General features: G+C 48.0%; 16 protein-coding genes. 5 read left to right on the top strand and 11 right to left on the bottom strand.

Features of this window, described 5'->3' with window-relative positions; translation table 11 throughout:
- Positions 1 to 10 precede the first annotated feature (10 nt).
- Positions 11 to 763, top strand: coding sequence for a LytR/AlgR family response regulator transcription factor (locus tag L1285_RS07215; RefSeq protein ID WP_235411574.1), 753 nt, complete (start codon positions 11 to 13; stop codon positions 761 to 763).
- Between the two features lie 108 nt (positions 764 to 871).
- Here the strand turns inward: L1285_RS07215 and L1285_RS07210 are convergent, their stop codons facing one another.
- From L1285_RS07210 to L1285_RS07200, 3 genes are all read right to left on the bottom strand, one after another.
- On the bottom strand, positions 872 to 1,639 hold the full coding sequence (locus L1285_RS07210) for a ribonuclease H family protein (RefSeq protein WP_235411572.1): 768 nt from the start codon (positions 1,637 to 1,639) through the stop codon (positions 872 to 874).
- Between the two features lie 89 nt (positions 1,640 to 1,728).
- A complete protein-coding gene (locus tag L1285_RS07205; RefSeq protein WP_235411570.1) occupies positions 1,729 to 2,505 on the bottom strand; it encodes an SDR family oxidoreductase in 777 nt (258 codons plus the stop codon).
- Positions 2,498 to 3,136 (bottom strand): FMN-dependent NADH-azoreductase, encoded by a 639-nt coding sequence (locus L1285_RS07200; RefSeq protein WP_235411568.1) that lies wholly within the window; start codon positions 3,134 to 3,136, stop codon positions 2,498 to 2,500. Before L1285_RS07200 ends, L1285_RS07205 begins: the two co-directional genes overlap by 8 nt.
- Positions 3,137 to 3,239: 103 nt before the next feature.
- On the opposite strand from L1285_RS07200, the gene L1285_RS07195 reads away from it, so the two are divergent.
- Positions 3,240 to 4,130: a LysR family transcriptional regulator gene (locus L1285_RS07195; protein ID WP_235411566.1), complete on the top strand. Its 891-nt coding sequence runs from the start codon at positions 3,240 to 3,242 to the stop codon at positions 4,128 to 4,130.
- Positions 4,131 to 4,531: 401 nt separating this feature from the next.
- Here the strand turns inward: L1285_RS07195 and L1285_RS07190 are convergent, their stop codons facing one another.
- Both L1285_RS07190 and L1285_RS07185 read right to left on the bottom strand, forming a co-directional pair.
- Positions 4,532 to 5,503: a transposase gene (locus L1285_RS07190; protein ID WP_235411564.1), complete on the bottom strand. Its 972-nt coding sequence runs from the start codon at positions 5,501 to 5,503 to the stop codon at positions 4,532 to 4,534.
- A 232-nt stretch (positions 5,504 to 5,735) separates the two neighbouring features.
- Complete coding sequence (locus tag L1285_RS07185) at positions 5,736 to 6,236, bottom strand: hypothetical protein (protein WP_235411562.1); 501 nt, start codon at positions 6,234 to 6,236, stop codon at positions 5,736 to 5,738.
- Positions 6,237 to 7,239: 1,003 nt separating this feature from the next.
- On the opposite strand from L1285_RS07185, the gene L1285_RS07180 reads away from it, so the two are divergent.
- On the top strand, positions 7,240 to 9,459 hold the full coding sequence (locus L1285_RS07180) for an EAL domain-containing protein (protein WP_235411560.1): 2,220 nt from the start codon (positions 7,240 to 7,242) through the stop codon (positions 9,457 to 9,459).
- On the opposite strand, the gene L1285_RS07175 is transcribed toward L1285_RS07180, so the two are convergent.
- Both L1285_RS07175 and L1285_RS07170 read right to left on the bottom strand, forming a co-directional pair.
- Entirely contained in the window at positions 9,456 to 10,358 is a 903-nt protein-coding gene (locus L1285_RS07175; protein ID WP_235411558.1) for a LysR family transcriptional regulator, read from the bottom strand. The two genes, L1285_RS07180 and L1285_RS07175, sit on opposite strands and share 4 nt — an antisense overlap.
- Before the next feature lie 596 nt (positions 10,359 to 10,954).
- Positions 10,955 to 12,508, bottom strand: a complete 1,554-nt coding sequence (locus L1285_RS07170; RefSeq protein ID WP_235411556.1) for an AbgT family transporter — start codon at positions 12,506 to 12,508, stop codon at positions 10,955 to 10,957.
- A gap of 214 nt (positions 12,509 to 12,722) precedes the next feature.
- Here L1285_RS07170 and L1285_RS07165 point away from each other — a divergent pair, with 214 nt between their 5' ends.
- A complete protein-coding gene (locus tag L1285_RS07165) occupies positions 12,723 to 13,568 on the top strand; it encodes an HDOD domain-containing protein (protein WP_209052159.1) in 846 nt (281 codons plus the stop codon).
- A 165-nt stretch (positions 13,569 to 13,733) separates the two neighbouring features.
- The gene (locus L1285_RS07160) at positions 13,734 to 14,909 is read left to right on the top strand and encodes an NRAMP family divalent metal transporter (protein WP_125779173.1); all 1,176 of its coding nucleotides are present in this window, start codon (positions 13,734 to 13,736) and stop codon (positions 14,907 to 14,909) included.
- 41 nt (positions 14,910 to 14,950) lie between these two features.
- Here the strand turns inward: L1285_RS07160 and L1285_RS07155 are convergent, their stop codons facing one another.
- From L1285_RS07155 to L1285_RS07140, 4 genes are all read right to left on the bottom strand, one after another.
- Positions 14,951 to 15,229: a YfcL family protein gene (locus L1285_RS07155; protein ID WP_046005959.1), complete on the bottom strand. Its 279-nt coding sequence runs from the start codon at positions 15,227 to 15,229 to the stop codon at positions 14,951 to 14,953.
- An 8-nt stretch (positions 15,230 to 15,237) separates the two neighbouring features.
- Positions 15,238 to 16,365, bottom strand: a complete 1,128-nt coding sequence (locus L1285_RS07150; protein ID WP_235411554.1) for an ATP-NAD kinase family protein — start codon at positions 16,363 to 16,365, stop codon at positions 15,238 to 15,240.
- Positions 16,355 to 16,909, bottom strand: a complete 555-nt coding sequence (locus L1285_RS07145; RefSeq protein ID WP_235411552.1) for an elongation factor P hydroxylase — start codon at positions 16,907 to 16,909, stop codon at positions 16,355 to 16,357. Before L1285_RS07145 ends, L1285_RS07150 begins: the two co-directional genes overlap by 11 nt.
- A 77-nt stretch (positions 16,910 to 16,986) precedes the next feature.
- A complete protein-coding gene (locus L1285_RS07140) occupies positions 16,987 to 18,492 on the bottom strand; it encodes a GGDEF domain-containing protein (protein WP_235411550.1) in 1,506 nt (501 codons plus the stop codon).
- Between the last annotated feature and the right edge of the window lie 8 nt (positions 18,493 to 18,500).

Raw genomic sequence — 18,500 nt, 5'->3', positions numbered from 1 at the left:
AGAGCCGAGTATGAATACCAAAACCGTGATCATTGTTGACGACGAACAGGCTGCCAGGCAGCACTTAAGGGATGTAATAACTGGCTTTGATGAGCTGGAAATAGTTGCAGAAGCAGCGGATGGTAAATCGGCCATTGAGCAGATCATGCTCAAGCGCCCGGATATTGTCTTTCTCGATATCGAAATGCCCGAGCTCAATGGCTTTGATGTGGCCAAAGCGACGCAGGATTTGCAGTATCAGCTGGTTTTTATGACTGCGTACGAACAATACGCACTGAAAGCCTTTGACACCAATGCCATCGATTATTTAGTCAAACCCGCCAGGCCGGAGCTGATTGCCAAAAGCATAGGCAAAATCATTCGTCAGCAGACCCAGATCAAACCATCGGGCTCCGCAGCATGCCTGACGCTCAGTGATCATGCACAGCAAAAGATCATTGAGTTTGAACACATCAATTACATTGAAAGTATTGGTCGCTATCGGCGGGTGCACCTGACCCAACCCGGGGCAGAGATTCACAACACAGACACCATAATTTCTGAGCAAACGCTTGATGGCTTTTGCAATCAATTGCCCGAGTCACAATTTTACCGGCTGCACCGCAGCTACATCATTAATGCCACGCAGCTGTTAGCGCTTAAATACCAGGCCCGCAAACACTTTGTGCTGCTGGCAGGCGCAGATAATCCAATCCCGGTATCACGGAGCTTTGTGCAAACTCTGAAGGCGCGGATCGCTGAACGGACGCAAACTGAGGACTGAGTCACACAGATTTAAAGAACAAAATAGCCATCCCGGATGACGCCTTCGGGATGGCTGATGTGGTTTAAGTTAGCTATTGTCGCCATTGTCTCTTGTTATGTTTATTTATCAACCAGCACGCAGTGCCAAAAGTTCAGGAATATTATGAGTTTCTCTATACAAAGAAAGACTCTCATCCTGAGACTCAATAGCCAGAATGGACATCCTATCAGCTAACTCATTACCCTCAATGCCAACATGCCCATTCACATGGTGAATCGTAATTTGAGATGATATCTCTTGGTAGAGAGAATAAGCTGGTTTAATTATGTCCAAATTTTTAATTTCACCGCCTGACTTAGTCCAACCTTTATTCTCCCAACCACTAGCCCACTTTGTAATACAGTCGATAGAGTATTTTGAATCGCAAAAGATACCAACTGAACTTCCTGTTGCTAGCTTTTCCTTTGCAAGCAGTAGAGCCTGGTTGAGTCCATGAAGCTCGGCAGTATTGTTAGTACCGAATGATTGGTACAGACCATACCAGAGCTCGGTTAGCTTGTTGTTCTCATATACCGCAAGGCCCGTCCCTGCCTCCCCAGGGTTCGGTTCACAAGCACCATCAGTGTAGATTTTCACTTCAAACGGCATTGCGTCTATTTGTTCTTGAGATAAGGGCGCGGATTTCAATTTGCTGGATGTTTTAACAACATTGGCTTTCGCCTTTGGTGCTGTTGATTTTGCTTTTTTACCGAACGCAGACTCCGCTTCCTCTAAAGTTGGAAACGATTTAAATCTCGCTCCCGCAAAGCCGTCAACTAATGACTTACACTTCGCCCACGTTGTAAAAATGCCTGTCTCTCGACCTTTCCAAACCACATAATGTTTTTTAGCCAAACTGCACTCCTAAACCCAAATTGATCCGACACGCATAACGCTTCAATCAGCCAACACTTTAGCGGTCGGCTGATTTGACTTGGTATGAGTTACTTCACAGGAAGACCCACACGCTCCCTTCCTTCGGGTGTTTTAATTGAAAAGTCAGTGCCTGCAAACTCTTCTCCCTCTGGACCACATAAAAATGAGACTGCTTTGGCCGCCCATTCAGCTGGGATATGTGCCGACCACTCCAAATCGCTTACCACATTAATCTTAGCATCACGAATTTTCGACATCATATCAGTGGCTACCGTGCCTGGCGAGAGGCCTACAACTCGTATATTAGTGCCTTGAAGCTCGCGATGTGCAACTTCGGTTAGTTTCTTCGCCGCGGCTTTAGTTGAACAGTAGTGACTCCATCCGGGTAACGCACTATTAGCAGCACCTGAACTCATATTTACCACAACGCCATGACCCGCCTCAACCATATGAGGAAGTACAGCACGCATACCGTAATATACACCTTTAAAGTTGATATCCGCGGCCAGTGCCCACTCTTCAGGGTCACTATCGATTAAATGCGCGAGTGGATCAATGACTCCAGCATTATTGATTAAGAAGTCTATTTGTCCTGTTTGACTGATACAGTACTCAACAGCAGCATTTACAGACGAATAATTGCTAACGTCGCAGTGAAATGCAAAGGCAGTACCGCCTTGATTCGTTATCTTCTGCGCTGCTTTTTTTAAGCTATCAGTCGTTCTCCCAACAAGCACAACCGTAGCCCTGAGCTCAGCAAACAGTTCCGCTGTTGCCAGACCTATTCCTCTGCTTGCACCCATAATGAGCGCAGTTTTTCCCGTGAAATTTAAAGCATTAGACATTTTTATTTCCTCCTTTCAATGTTTTGTTTATTTGCGAATAAAGCTCTGCTTTTGCTACTGCCAGTTGGTCTGAATCTAGTATCGACGTGCCTTCAATTCTAAATACTTCAAGTTCGTTAATGCCTATAAACTTAAGCAGAGACACCAAATACGGTTCGAAAAAATTCATATCAGACAGTTCGCCACCTTGGGTATAACCTGTTGCACCATAAGATAATGCCAGTATCGCTCGCTTCGTTTTAGCCAAACCGTTAAAGGAATCACCATCAAATGCAAATGTTTCATTCACCCTTACAATTTGATCAATCCATGCTTTAAGTGATGAAGGAATACTAAAGTTATAGATAGGCGCGCTAATTATCAGCGTTTCGGCCTCTGCAAGCTCAGCAATCAATTCATCCGATAAGGCGGTGGCTTTTTTAAGGTTTTCAGGCAGGCTTTCTTTTGCCGCGTAAAAACCTTCTATCGTTTCTTGGCTAATAACATCAATATGCTGGGTCGATAGGTCTCGTCTAATGACGCTCCAATCTTCGCTATTAGAAATGAGCGATTGCTCTACTGCATCAGCAACCGCTCGTGAATGAGACGAATTGTCTCTTGGGCTAGAATCCAATCGTAATATTGTTGGCATTGTGTGCTCTCTTACTGAGTGTTAAGCGATAGAAGCATCATACTCATCAAAAAAAATCAAAAAACCAGATGAAACGCAAATCATTCGTGCGTATGATGCACTAATGGATATTGAGCAAATACGACTTTTCATTTCAGTTTACAGAGCGCGAAGCTTCGCTGCGGTTGCTAAGGAGTTGAATATAGCGCCTTCATCTGTGTCCCGAGCGATTGCTTCACTTGAAGAAAAACTTCAAACACGATTATTTCAACGTACAACTCGTCGCCTTGCCCCCACTCAATCAGGAGAACACTACTACCAACGGGTAGAAATCCTAATTGAAGAGTTAGAACTTGCAGAGCAAGAAATTCTTACTCAAAACTCCGAACCATTCGGTACGCTGAGAGTGACTGCTTCGACATCATTCGGTCAAACTGTTTTGGCCCCTCTGATGAAGGGGTTTCACGCCCAATATCCCAAGATTCGAGTAGAGCTGACGCTTTCAGATAGTCAATCAAACATCATCGACGAGCAATTTGATTTGGCAATTCGCCATGGTAATTTGAGTGATAGTAGTTTTATTGCAAGAAAGCTAATCGACGTTCGATACCTATTGGTGGCCAGTAAAGAATATTTAGAGGCATCTTGTTCGATTCAAGCCCCACAAGATATTCAAAAGCATCGACTAATTAGTTTCAGTTATAATAGCTTTAATAAAGAATGGAATTTTAGGCGGGATCAAAATACCGAAACGGTCTCTATCAGCCCAATGCTAACAATTACCTCAGCATCAGCCATTAAGGAGTGTATAAAAAGTGGTTTTGGCATCTCTTTACTACCAGATTGGATCATTAGAGAAGAATTAAAAAACAAAAAATTAGTGAGTATCTTAGATGATTGGCATATCAGCGGAAAAAATTTTAACAACGCTATTTGGCTGATCTATCCAACTCGAACTTTCATACCAGCAAAAACAAATGCTTTTATGGCATATTTGCAAACGAAGGTTAGTTAGACTCTTCCTCATAACGCCTTGATCTGCGGGAGGGGTAGTGTTCAAAATTCTGTGTCATTTCACTATTATGATTAAAACAGGAGTGACACATGACTCAAAACTTCGATATCGACAACGAAAAGATAACAAAGACGACACCCACCACAAAGTTTCCTTTATCAAACGCCAACAAAGACGACACCCACCACAAGGTTTCCTTTATCAGAAACAATAAGTTGGATATCGCCGTGAATCGTACGCTTGATACACAAATATCTTGGGAGCTACATTCCTGTTCTAGGGAACGTTGTTAATTTGAACGGTGGTTAACCGAGGTTGGGGGAGAGTTCAGGCAAAACGATGCCGTCACCTTGCCTGAGGTGGGTTGAATAGCTACGATAAATTAACAGCAATGAGCGTGGTTAACGCAATAATCGTTCGCACTGAGTCAGGTTTGCTCGACGCCTTTTATGCAGGTGCTCACAGTATTCTGTCAACGCCTCCTCTCGTCCTACCGCACCATGAAACACTTTAGTGAATTGGGTTGTGAGCTTTAGCCAGTTGTCCGGGTCTATTTGTAATCGGGTCAACAAGCCCTGGCAGTCACTGATGCAACCCCGCTTACCTGCACGCATACATCTACCCGTTAATTCAACCAGTTGAATGTAATAGGTTAACTCAAACGGCAGGCCACTTGGCATGCGCTCACGTGGGTTGCCAGCAAACCGTCTTAAGCTTGAAGGTTGTATCCTCTGTTTTGCATGCTCAATGCGCTTTTTGATGCTGGTATAGTCCGACGTTTCTGGTGTTTCTGCCAGTTTGGCTCTGATTGGGTTCAGGTCTACATACACCATGCACGCAGCCACTGCCGCTTCGTCTAACAAGGCCTGAGATTTAAACCGTCCTTCCCAGAAACGGCCAGTACAACCATCTTCTTTGTTGGCTCTGCGTGCAATATCTTCATTCAATACCCGCATAAACCAGCTGATACTCGCAAGGCGTATTCTGAATTCACTGATGTCGGCATCAAGCATACTGCGCTCTGACTCGCTCAGCTCATCACCATTGATGAACTTGTGCGTCAACCAGTTGCCTTTAAACTGCTTATGCCAGCGAATGACTATCGCTTTATCTGATAACCTTTGTGCTTTTTTATCATCTACATACAGCACAATATGTGTATGATTGCTCATCACCGCATAGCCACACACTTCAATGCAAAATACCTTTGCCAGCGTCAGCAGCTTTTCTTCAACCCAGTCCCGGCGATGTTCATAAGACTTACCTGTAAACCTATCTTCACCGCACAAAAACGCTCGACGAACACATCGAGATATACAGTGATAATATTTGGTATCGGTTAAGCTGACTTGCTTCTTCCTTGCTGTTGGCATTGTCCATTTCCTCAATCCATTGAGTATTACCCAAAGATAGACGGCGCACACACTGTACGCCAGTTTGGGGTGGGTGTCTCTGAGCCTTATATCTTTATATTGCAGGGCCGACGCCGGACAGATCTTGCCTATCAACGCCCGCCTAACAGGCGTAAAGGCTTCGCTAAAATTGGTGAGGCACTAATAAAGCCAAGCCTTTTTAGTCCATTCGTTGATTCGCTTGTTAGCGAGCTTATTGAACAGTGCATTTATCGGAAGGCATGTCAAATCCTTGCCTTAAAACCATGTTAGTAAGCCTTTGAGCAGATTCGTAGCCCAAGTATTGCTTAGTAAATGGACCTGCAACCAACTCTCCAACAGAATTGACAACGCTTATCTTAATACAATCTCCTTCCAGTTTAGAATCGATAGTATATTTCTCTCCCTTTTTAAGCTCTGCTACCACAATGAAATCTGACACCATGACGTCACTGAACAAGTCATTGCTGTACGTCACTCTAATTTGTAGTTGACTCTTGCCAGGGGCGACAAAGTGCAAAGCTTTATTAGGCGTAGTGAATGCACCTATTTTCAATTTTTCTCCATTGACAGCATCAAACATTCTTGAAAACGAAGAATCACCATCTTTCAATTTTGAATTTTGTAGCTGAGCGTATTGTTTAGTATTTGATGATGTAGATGAACATCCCATCAACGCAAGTACAAATAAGCCCAAAAAAACTGTTCTTAACATAATATAACTCCGATAACAGGTATTCACGAGAATGCAGAACTATGCCGTTTATCCATAGCCAAGCTATCACGCAAAATACATAATTTATTACGATATAGAACAAAAACTTACCACTATAATACCCATTACTCAAGCCAAAACAGCGCTGTTGAAACCGAGCCGTGATCATAGCGAGACTTGGGGATCTCGTTATGTAAAGCTACTAACCTGTTGAACCTATTTAACTAAAAAGTGATGGCTGACTTAAACGAGACCGGAATAAGTGGAGAAAACGAGAAATTTGACATGATAAATAGCCGTATTCACTTATAACTGTATAAATAAACAGTTTTCAGGTTAAGGCACTTTTTACCATTTGGAGTAGTGTTCTGGTTAAGTTTATCCCGGCTCGTAAGCGTCCGAGATGGCGACAGGGCATGTTAGATTCATCAATATCGCGGCACTGATGCGTTGTGTTTTAGTAGATCCCGGCTCGCAAGCGTCCGGGATGACAGCGGTGTTTGTGGGGTTTATCTCCAACAGCACGCGACACTTGTGTGGTAATTAGATAGATCCCGGCTCGCACGCGTCCGGGATGACAGCGGTGTTTGTGGGCTTTTCTCCAAAAGCACGCCACACTTGTGTGGTAATTAAATAGATCCCGGCTCGCACGCGTCCGGGATGGCGCGGTGTTTGTGGGGTTTATCTACAACAGCGCGCGACACCTATGTGGTAATTAAGTAGATCCCGGCTCGCACACGTCCGGGATGACAGCGGTGTTTGTGGGATTTATCTACAACAGCACGCGACACCTATGTGGTAATTAAGTAGACCCCGGATCGCTAGCGGCCGGGATGACAAGATTGTTAATGAAATTACAAGGTTGTTTGTCTAATTCCCCTCCACTATGTTGAAAAAAACCGCAGTTAAGCTGATTTAGCGCAGGTTTAACTATCTTTACCCATTGAATTGCGGCTCTGATGGCCTTAGTATCGGGAAAAATAATAATAATAACTGTAACGTTTTGAGTTCTTTAAGCCGCTTTTTCTTACTTGAGGAAGAAACCCAATCGCCAAGCGACGTGCCTAACTGGCGTGTTAGTGCCCTGCGCATAATTTTGGTGACCGGGCTTTTATTATGCCTTGGGATCTTTATCAACAGCTTGCCTGCTGCGCTGGCATTTGAACTTGACTATGTGCTGGCGCTGACGTCGGGCTTTACGCTCACTATAGGTGTGCTGCTCACGCTGAGCCGCAGCGCTTATCTGTTGTGTGCGCACCTGCTGATGATTGCCATAGTGGCGGCCGGAGTGGCCATCAAGTTGTTTATTCCTTTGTTACCCCTTGCTCAGCTGGGTTCTATTTTTGTTTATATCACGCCAATTCTGGCGCTGCTGTTACTGGGTAAGCGCACCGCGATTTTTTACGCCGCACTGAATATTATTCCATTTTTATTAATAGTTCAGCAGGTTAATTTATCTGTGATCCCACACGGCGAGCGGATGCTGGTCGACGGCGATATATATATTCACTTTTTGCTGTTCTTCTTTTTTAACTGTACCGTGCCGCTGGCGGTGTGGCGTACCAGTCTGGCCGCCAGCCGATTGAATTTGCATATGGCCAGTAATAACGAGTTGCTGGCCTCACAAAAACAAATCTATCAACGCTTCTTTCAGAAATCTTTTCACGCCATAGTATTAGTCGACCAGCAGTTTAATATTGTTGAAGCCAATGAAAAGGCGCGCACTTTGCTGGGGATCCAGACTCAACCCCTGCCCTGTAATTTTGCCCGCGTTACACAAGATGATCTGAGTCGGCTGCTGAACAACGGCGACCAGCACGAGGCCGATCTGAAGACTTTTCACGTGGGTGGGCGCACCATAGAGCTGGCTTCGCGGGAATACCACTCCGAGCAATTGTGCGCTTGGTACCTCAATGATGTGTCGGATCAGCACCAGCTTCAGCAAGATCTGCTGGCCCTGGATGTGGCGCATCAGCAGGCTAAGTACTTTGATGCCAGAACCAACCTGCCCAATAAAACCTGGCTGACTGAACAATTACAGGTGCATATTGATCGCGGCCAGCCGTTTGCCCTGCTGATCGCCGAAAACCTCAATAAGCACGTGCTGGATTACCTGATTGACGGCGAGCTGCACAAACATTTATACGGCCACATTAACCAGGTTGCAGAGCACGACCCCAGTTTGCTCGACCAGATTGCGTATATTGGCGCAGGGAGACTGGCGATTATTATCGAACCCGACGCGCCGGTACTGGAGGTTGCACAGCGCTGGCATCAGCACCTTGATTTCTGGCTCAAGCTGGGACAGCACCAATTTCATGCCCGTTACGCCGTGGGAATTGCGACCTACCCTGAGCACGGCTATATCCCCGAGCGGCTATTAAAAAATGCCCAGCAGGCCTGTGAATTGCGCGGCCCAGGCGATGACTTGGCCATATTTGACCACGGCACCCGACGCCAGACACTGGCGCGCCACGAAATGGCCCTGCTGCTGGAAAAGGCGCTGGAGCATGATGAACTACAGATAGTGTTGCAGAGCAAGCATGACAACACCCATTCGGTGATTGGCTACGAAGCCCTGGCCCGCTGGCACAGCCCTTTGTTGGGGTGGGTGTCTCCCGGAGAGTTTGTACCCATTGCCGAGGAGTTTGGCCTGGTTAATCAGCTGACACAACGCATTTTGCATAAGGTTTGTTATACCTTGCAGAGCCATCCGGATATTCACGTGCCTATCGCCATTAACATCAGCTCTCGCGATATTGCCTGCGAGCAGTTTGCCCGTAACACTCTGTCTATTGTGCACAGCTATGGCCTGAGCCCGCGCATGTTCGAGTTTGAACTGACCGAATACAGCTTTGCCGACGATCATAACCAGATCATGGAGGCGCTCGATAAAATGGGCTTCAGCCTGAGTATTGATGATTTTGGGATTGGATACTCTAATATTGCACGAGTGCTGGCCTCGCCCATTAAGCGCCTCAAGCTGGATCGCTCTTTGGTGACGCAGATCACCTCAGATCAAAAACAACAGGCGCTGCTGCTGGGGATCCTCACTATGTGCGACAACCTGGGCATTGCAGCGCTGGCAGAAGGCGTTGAAACTCAGGCGCAACTTAATAAGTTGCAGGAGCTTGGGGTGAAAGAGTTCCAGGGCTATTGGTTTAGCCGCCCTGTGGCCGTTGAGCAAGTGCTGGTGCACGCTTACGATACACAGGCAACTTAGTCGTTGTCCTGAGCCTCCAGCGCCATACACTGATATCTGAGCTCTCCAATAAACGCTCTGGCTGCGGGCCCGAGCGTATCTCCGTCTTTAAACAGCAGATTAAGCTGAGCCTGACGTGTACGATTGTGCGTGAGTTGCAATGGCACCAGTGCGCCACTACTAAGCTGCGTGGTAATAGCACTTCTGGGCAGCCAGGCAAAACCCAGACCCTGAGTAACCATATCCACCATAGTGCGCAAATGGCTGACCGTCCAACGTTGATCGGCCCCCAGCCAGCCGCTGTCAGTGCCTTTACCCAGTGCCGAATCTCTGACCACAATTTGCCTGAATGATTTAAGGTCTTCCAGGGTCAGCTCACGTCCAAGCTGATGCAGCGCATGCTCCGGATGAGCAACTGCCACAAACTCCACAAAACAGAGCTGCTCACTAAAACCTTGTGCAAGCACCATAGGCGAGATGGCAATATCAACCTTGGCGTTCTGCAGCGCCTCAAATGACCCAGACAAGATAGACTCAACCAGTTCGATACGCAGCAATGGGTAAGCCTGCGAGGTTGCTTCCAGCACCTTATAAAGCAGTGCCTGAGGAAAGACTTCATCCACCGCAATTCGCAGGTGGCTCTCTACTCCTTTTGCCAGCGTCTGGCCGACGGCCTCGACCTTTTCGGCTTCATCAAGCAGATAATTGGCCCGGCGAAGCATCATTTCACCCGCTTCAGTAAGACGGGTTTTACGCCCCTCTACCTGGAATAACTTGACGGACAGCGCTGTTTCAATTTTTTGCACTGCGGTATGGATACTCGACTGGCTCTTATGGATAGCTTTGGCAGCCTGATTAAACCCACCATGCTCAACCACAGCACGCAACATACGCCACTGCTCAAGCGTGACTCTTAACATCTCACCTTCCTCGTCATTGGGCCACACTGGCCACTGTGCTTGTAACTATTCTAATCTATTCAATCACTTTTCTCTATTGATGTGCAGTTTACGCAATTTCTCTGAAGCAGATACTTACACTCCGGCAGTGTAAAACAAAAACACGAATGGCTTGCACAGTTTGTCATAATTTGGTCACCTAACAGGGATATGATGCACCTGCTTTTAACCAGTATGTACTCTTATTGGTTACTTTGATTTTTGAACCTCCCTTGAGTATTTACTGCACGGAGGCAGTAAGATTTCCCTTGGTGCTTTTGGCCCAACCAATAGCAAATCCATTTAGCCGGCAGAAGCCGGCTTTTTCTTTTTATATCCATAAGTTAATGCCTAATCCGGTAATTATGAGTGAGTGTCTTTAGAGTGTTCGAATGGATGTCTTCGATTGGGTGTCTTTTGAATGGATGTCTTGCGAAGCTGTCTTTTGCGAAGCTGTCTTTTTGAATGGGTGTCTTGCAAAGCTGTCCTTTTGCAAAGCTGTCCTTGCACGAAGCTCGAAGCTAGTAGTTTCTTGCAAAGCTGGATGAGGCGCGGGGCCTCATCCAATACCGGGCAGATTAACCTGCCGGGTAGATGTAGCTAGATTGCAGACCCAGTGGAATGCTCAGACCCCAGTATGCCAGCAGGAATAGGCTCCAGCCTACCAAAAAGGCGATGGAGTATGGCAGCATCAGTGCCAGCAAAGTACCAATGCCCGTGTCTTTTACATACTTCTGGCAGTACACCACCACCAGCGGGAAGTAAGGCATCAGCGGGGTAATGATGTTTGAGCTGGAATCACCAACACGATACGCCGCCTGAGACAAGTCTGGAGAAATACCCAGTTGCATCAGCATAGGCACAAATATCGGACCCAGCAGTGCCCATTTTGCAGAGCTTGAACCCACGAACAGGTTTACAAAGGCGGTCAGGAAGATAATACCAATCACAGTCACTGAGCTTGGCAGTGCCATGGCTTTCAAGACCTCTGCGCCTTCAATCGCCAGTAACGCGCCCAGGTTTGACTTACTAAATGCCGCGATAAACAGCGCACAGAAGAAAGCCATAACAATGTAGTAAGACATCGAATTCATCGACTTACTCATTGCATCTATCATGTCTTTTGAGGACTTAAAGGTCCCGACCATAAAGCCAAATACGGCACCCGGGATCCAGAAGAGTAAGAAGATCAGCGGTACAATGGACTGCATCAGCGGCGCGCTAAAGTCGGTCAGTGCACCACTTTCACTGCGCAGCGCCGAGTCTTCGCCACTGGCGGCATAAATGAGTAAACCGATACCGGCAAGCATCACAGCGGAAGCTGCGTAAAATGCCGAGCGCTCTTTAGCGGTGACTTCGTTAAATTCAGGCAGGTCATCGGTATCGCCGTCTACCTTAGTTGATGCCAGACGCGGTTCAATGATTTTATCGGTAATATACCAGCCAAGCAGAATAATAAAGATACTCGATGCCGAGGTGAAGAACCAGTTATTCAGCGGGTTGACTGAGATTTCAGGGTCGATGATCTGCGCCGCACTTTGTGTGAAGCTCTGTAACAGAGGATCGATGCCTGAAGGGATGAAGTTCGCACTAAAGCCGCCACTTACGCCAGCAAACGCCGCCGCAATACCAGCCAGCGGGTGACGCCCCATGGCATAGAAGATTACCCCAGCCAGCGGGATCACCAGTACATAACCCGCATCGGTCGCGGTGTGGCTGACAATTGCAATTAAGATAATAGAGGGTGTCAGCAGTGCCTGTGGTGTGCGCTTAAGCATCAGTTTCAGGCCAGCATTAATGTAACCCGAGTGCTCGGCTACACCGACACCCAGCATCGCGACCAGCACCACGCCCAGCGGCGCAAAGCCGGTAAAGGTTTTCACCATTGAGGCCAAAAAGCCTGCTAAAGAGTCCCCGCTAAGCAGGTTATGAACAACAATCGCCTCGCCAGTGCGCGGGTCAATGGCATCAAAGCTGACGCCCGAAAGCATCCAGGATAATAACCAGATCAGGAGCATCGCACCGAGGAAGATCATGGCCGGGTCGGGCAGCTTATTACCGACCCTTTCAATGTTATTGAGGAATCGCATAACGAAGCTGGCGTCGTTATTTGCGTTTTTCGCTTGTTCCATAGTTAATCCCTAAAAAGAAAATTAGCCAACTTTAACTTAACAACCGTAACAATGCCAATTCATTTGTTCCTTTATCCATTACGTGGGTATTATTTATGCGTTTTTTGCGTTGACGCAAAGAATGCGTAATCTGGCTTAGCTACTATACTTGGCAAATCAGCCTGACGCTCGACAGGCTGTTCGTGTATTCCGTATTTGTATTAACGAGACCGCCATGATCGAAATAGACAACGCCGTGCTTAAGGATATGAACCATGGGTTTTGCCTGCCCGCAAAACCAGAGCTGTTGCAAAGCCTGCATCAGTTATTACAACAACCTGAGCCGGAACTGGGTGAAATCGCAGCACTGATAGCAACAGATGTCGCAACCTCCGCCGCAGTGCTCAAAGTCATTAATTCCTCAAGCTATGGCTTTTCCCGTACCATTACCGATATTCGTCAGGCAGTGATGTTCCTGGGCCTTAACAGCATTACCATGCTGGTAACTGGCTACCTGCTCAAGCAGGCCTTTGACCAGTCAAAGTGCTGCATCAAACTGGAACGTTTCTGGGACAGTGCGCAGGAAATCGCCGATGTCGCAACCCTGATAGGCAATAAGATAAAAAGCAAAGTCCCGGTCGAGAACCTCTATATGCTGGGCCTGTTTCACGATGCCGGTATTCCCGCTATGGCATTCAACTACCCGGATTATGTCGAAGTACTGGGCGCCGCAAACAGCAATTACGATAAAATGCTGGTCGAGTTCGAAGAAGAGCGCTATCAAACTAACCATACCGTTATTGGCTATTACCTAGCGAACAGCTGGAACCTGCCTAAACCCATTTGTCAGCTTATCTTAAGGCACCACGATGTCACTTATCTTCAGGAAAAGCGAACCGACGAAGAAATGCTGACATTTTCTACCCTGAAAATGGCAGAGAACCTGGTCCATACCAATAAACGCTTTGTTGCTGCTCCGGACTGGCCGATCATGAAGCAAAGCGTGCTGGATGCACTTAATCTTGATGAGGACGATTACCAGGACCTCAAAGACGACACCGAAGAGTACTTCACCACCTGACCAAATTACACGTCCTGACAGGGCTTTTGACTCCCAACCTCATTAGCCCAGTCATTTTCCACTTGGCAAACGCTTTCAAATCGTTAACATGAGTGTCAAAAACAAAGGAACGTCGTGTTGGAATCACTTTCTTCTAAACTCAGGAACCTGGGCCCCGGGATCCTGATGGCCACGGCTGCGGTCGGCGGCTCACACCTGGTTGCGGCAACTCAGGCCGGTGCTTTATTTGGCTGGCAGCTGCTGTGGTTAGTGGTGGCGGTTAATCTGCTCAAGTATCCGTTTTTCCGTTTTGGTGTGGAATACACGCTGCACACCGGCAACAGCCTGGTCACCGGATATTACAATAAAAACCGTGCCCTGTTTTATCTCTTTGTGGCGCTAAATGTCATTGCCGCAGTGGTGAACACCGCTGGTGTGCTGCTGCTCACTGCGGCCCTGTTGCAGTATGCCCTGCCCTGGAGCCTCTCACTGACAACCTTGTGCTATGCCCTGCTGTTTGTATGCCTGGGGATCTTGTTGTTTGGACATTACAAATTGCTCGACAAAGCCAGTAAAGGGATCATGGCGATACTGTGTGTTACCACACTGGCGGCTTTGTTGGTAGCCGTATCACAGGGTCAGGCTCATCCCTCACCTCAACCTGCGCCTTCTCCTTATTCGCTTGCTTTACTGGGCTTTATGGTGGCCCTGATGGGCTGGATGCCAGCTCCCATTGAAATATCGGCTATTAACTCACTGTGGTTAAAAGCCAAAACCCGCACTCAGTCGCTGAGTAAAGCCCAGGGCTTGTTTGATTTTAATCTCGGCTACTTTTTAACTTTATTTTTAGCCGTGGTGTTTTTTTCTCTGGGTGTGTTACTGCAATACGGGCAGAGCCAGAAAATAGAACTCGCCGGGGTGGCCTTTTCTAAACAGCTGATTGATATGTACGCACTGACTTTAGGTGAGTGGGCCCGCTGGTTAATCGCCACCATTGCCTTCCTGTGCATGTTCGGTACCACAATCACGGTACTGGACGGCTATGCCAGAACCCTGGACGATGCGGTTAAGCTGATCAAACCCCACCAAAACAAGGCCAGTTTGTCGATTTTCATTACCGTTCAGGCCATATTCGGCATGGTGCTGGTGTTGTTCTTTAAAGCCAACCTGAAAGACATGTTGATGTTTGCCATGACGCTGGCGTTTTTAACTACGCCGTTTTTTGCCTGGCTGAACTTCTCATTGATGTCGAAAGCGCAGTTTGCGCAGCAAAGCAAGCCGGTGCAACTGCTGACCTGGGCAGGCCTGAGCTATTTGATTGCCTTTGCGGTATTATTTGTGGTGTGGCGCTGGATACTGTAAATGACAAAAGGCGGTGTTACACCGCCTTTTTCGAAGGAAAGTTAAGCCCCTAACTGCTTAAGACGCTCCCAGATGGTCACCACGTGGTGCTTGTCTTCTTCGTTAAGCTCGCCATCACGATACGCCTTCACCAGGCTTGCCTCGACTTTAGCATTCAGCTCATCCACTGACAGCGCCAGCTCCTCAACCTGAGCATAGCCAACCGCCAGGTCGAAATGACCGCGTAAGTAGCCACCAGCAAACAGCTCGTCATCGCTTGCTCTATCTACTAATTCATCAAAAAACTGCTGCGCAGCTTCTATATACGCTTGAAGTGACATTCTGTCTCCTAAATTAAATCCTGATGCCCGACGGCATACATTACATGGTCATTATACCCTGTCACTACTTTGATGTAGCCACTCAGTTCATTGTCCAGGTCCTGATCGCCCGTATCTGCTATCAGAGGGCGACCATTGAGTGCCTGCAACTTGGTCTTAGTTGCAACCACGATGATATTGTCTTTGCCAATCAGGCGGATCAAAGCCGGACTGAGCTGCTGATTGCCGCGACCAAATATATGGCCCTGTCCGCCTATCAGAGTGATCACCAATTTTGTCGGTGCTTGTGAAGCAGCATCCAGCAGCTGTTGCGCCGTCAGGTCACTGCCCAGCAAAGCATGGTCGCGGATCAAATCAACCCCCAGTAAGGTGTTATCCAGGCCCAGCTCTTCCATTATCGCGGCCACCGTTGAGCCCGAGCCCATAATATACTGCTCATCTTCTTCCATTTCTGAAATCACGTATGCGGCAATATCGGCCAGTACCAGTTCGTCACTTTCCTTGCCGCCATTTTTTACGCTTTGTACGTAACGCAGCTCACTGGGTACCTGCATTTCACCATAGCGCTTGGCGCGCACAGTGCCTGCCCGAAAAGCACTTTCATCTATGTCCATCACATCGGCGTCATCTATAGTAACCAGCTCACCTTTAATGAGCATTTCTACTACCCGACCAGCCGCTTTCGGGGTAATTGCATACACGCCGCTGTGGATCTTACAACCGGCTGGTACGCCCAGTACCGGGGCTTCGCTGCCGATGGCTGCGCAGATGTTGCGCGCAGTGCCATCACCACCGGCAAACAGCAACAGGTCGACTTTGGCATCGGCCAACAGTTTGGCTGCCTGCTCGGTATCTTCTGGAGTACTGGGTGTGCCACAGGTCATCACGACCTGAGTAGAAAAACCGTGCTCAAGCGCCAGGTTTTCTCCCATTTCACCACTCACGGTATAGACTTCAATGATGTCCCGGTAAGGCTGCAACAGCGCCAGGGCCTGTGCCGTGCGACTGTGTGCCTTGGGCTCAGCGCCCAGCGAGCGGGCAAGCTCGGCGGTTTCACTGCCATCACTGCCCTTGAGTGCCACAGCACCGCCTAACCCGGCAACCGGGTTCACGATTAATCCAAGTTTAAACTGCATCTGCAAACTCCTGTGGACAATGCCATTCAAACTGGCCAGCACTGAGTGGCCAGGGGGTCGAGTAAAATTGAGTTAACGCTTCTAACAAAGCTTCGGTTCGGGCATTAAACCCGTCGGTTAACATTTCCAGCACCTGCGCATAAACACGACGCTGAAAAGCAAAGCGGCAGGTCGGCTCGCCATTTAGATTGTCTACAGAGACATTAAAGGCAAACCCGGCTGCTGCGCTCAGTGCCCATTCAATGGCCTGAGGCTTTACTTCGACTTGCTCAAAGGCCAGTTGTTGATCTTTACTGCGCCCGTCCGGGCAATACCAGTAGCCGTAGTCTTCGAGCTCCCGGCGCGCTTTGCCAGCCACCAGCCAGTGTGCGATTTCGTGCATCGCACTGGCATAAAAACCGTGTGCAAAAACAATGCGGTGATAATCGCACTGTGTATCCGCGGGCAGATAAATGGGTTCATCGGTCCCTGCGACCAGTTTGGTATTGTGCGTTGGATAAAACAAGGCGTTAAATATCGAGATCAGATCGTCAATGTGGTGCATACAACTCGCAGGCGGCCCTCTAATCGGTTTATGGCCGCAGATTGTACGGATTTTTAGGGGGAAAGTAAAAACCCGCGCTACTGGTTACTGAACAGTACTGCCCTGCCCCGACCCGCCGCTTTTGCCTGGTATAAGGCATCATCGGCCTCACCAATTAACTGAGTACACTCCACGCCCGACGACAGATTGGCGCGACTGGTTACGCCGATACTCATTTCAAGATCATACTGATTCATTTGCCGGTACTGACTCACCAGCCTTTGCGCCATCAATAGCGCTTCGTCTGAAGCGATTTCCGGACATACAATGACAAACTCATCGCCTCCCCAGCGGCCAAGACAGTCGCTGGGCCTGATCGAGCGCTTTAAAAAGGCACTGAGCTCAGTTAACGCTGCATCTCCAACCTGATGGCCCATGGTGTCATTGAGGGTTTTGAAGTGATCCAGGTCGACCATCATGACTGACAACGCGCGACAATAACGCACAGCGCGTGTCAGTTCATCGCCCAGTATTCGCTCTATCTGGCCTCTGTTAAAGGCCTGGGTCAGGAAGTCTAATTCAGCGCGTTGCTGTAGTTGCAATTCGGGGCGCAAATCCCGGATCACAGCCACGTAATAGGTTTCTTGTCCAAAGGTTGTTCTGGCAATCGCTATGTCCAAAGGTATTTCTTGACCAAGTTTATGCAAGCCAATGATATTTAGTCCACTCTCTCCTTTACGACGCATTTTTGCGCGCCCATAGAAAGATGCTCTGTGCTTGGCATGCAATTCCCTGAAGCGCTCGGGCATTAAGGCTTCGAGTTGCATATTGACTAACTCTTTCGCAGAGTAGCCAAATAGCTCGGAGCATGATTGGTTCACCTGGGTGATGCGCCCCTCAGAATCACAGTAAAGCAGTGTATCCGGGATGGCATCGAACAGACAATCACGCTCTTTTGCCGCCCGGATCTGTGCCCTGAGCATCATAAAACTGACAAGCAGCATCATGACTATCAGTATCAACAACAATAGTCCTTCCAGGCTATCCCGGTAAATAATGTCTTGTAATGTCAGCTGGTGAGCTTCACGAGTGCGCGAGAAGCGCGTTTCAAGACCTTGCCTTAACGTGCGCAAGGCTTCGTCTAAATGTTTATGCTGGCTTTTGAGTTGCTCAGAAAGCGCAGTTGTGGCTTGGTTTTGAGTACCAGCACTGTCAGCCTCAGTTAACTGCTCCTGGTAAAGGCCTGCATAATCTGTCACAACGGCTAACGCTTCTGTTTCACCTGCTTGCAGGTCAAGCTCACTCAGCTGCACCAAAATGCGATACAGGCGAACCATATATTCGTCTGCCGATGGCTCGGTGTCCGGCTTAGGGTGATAATAATCACGCACCTGATGTATGGCTTTCGCTTGGCTGAGCTGAAGCTCCAGATCATCCAGCAGCCTGGATTCTTGCAAGACAATATCCGCCTGCTCCTGCCACTGCTGCTCAAATGTCTGGATCATGTCATTGACATCATCGCTGACTAAGTACAGCACCACATTGGCTGAAATCGTCAGCACCAGCAAAACAGCCAGAACAATTAAAAAAAGCGGTTTTTTCATCGCTTTTA

It is taken from the genome of Pseudoalteromonas sp. DL2-H2.2 (genome assembly GCF_021532535.1).
GTDB classification, from domain to species: domain Bacteria; phylum Pseudomonadota; class Gammaproteobacteria; order Enterobacterales; family Alteromonadaceae; genus Pseudoalteromonas; species Pseudoalteromonas rubra_A.
This window is presented reverse-complemented; position numbering and strand designations above follow the sequence as displayed.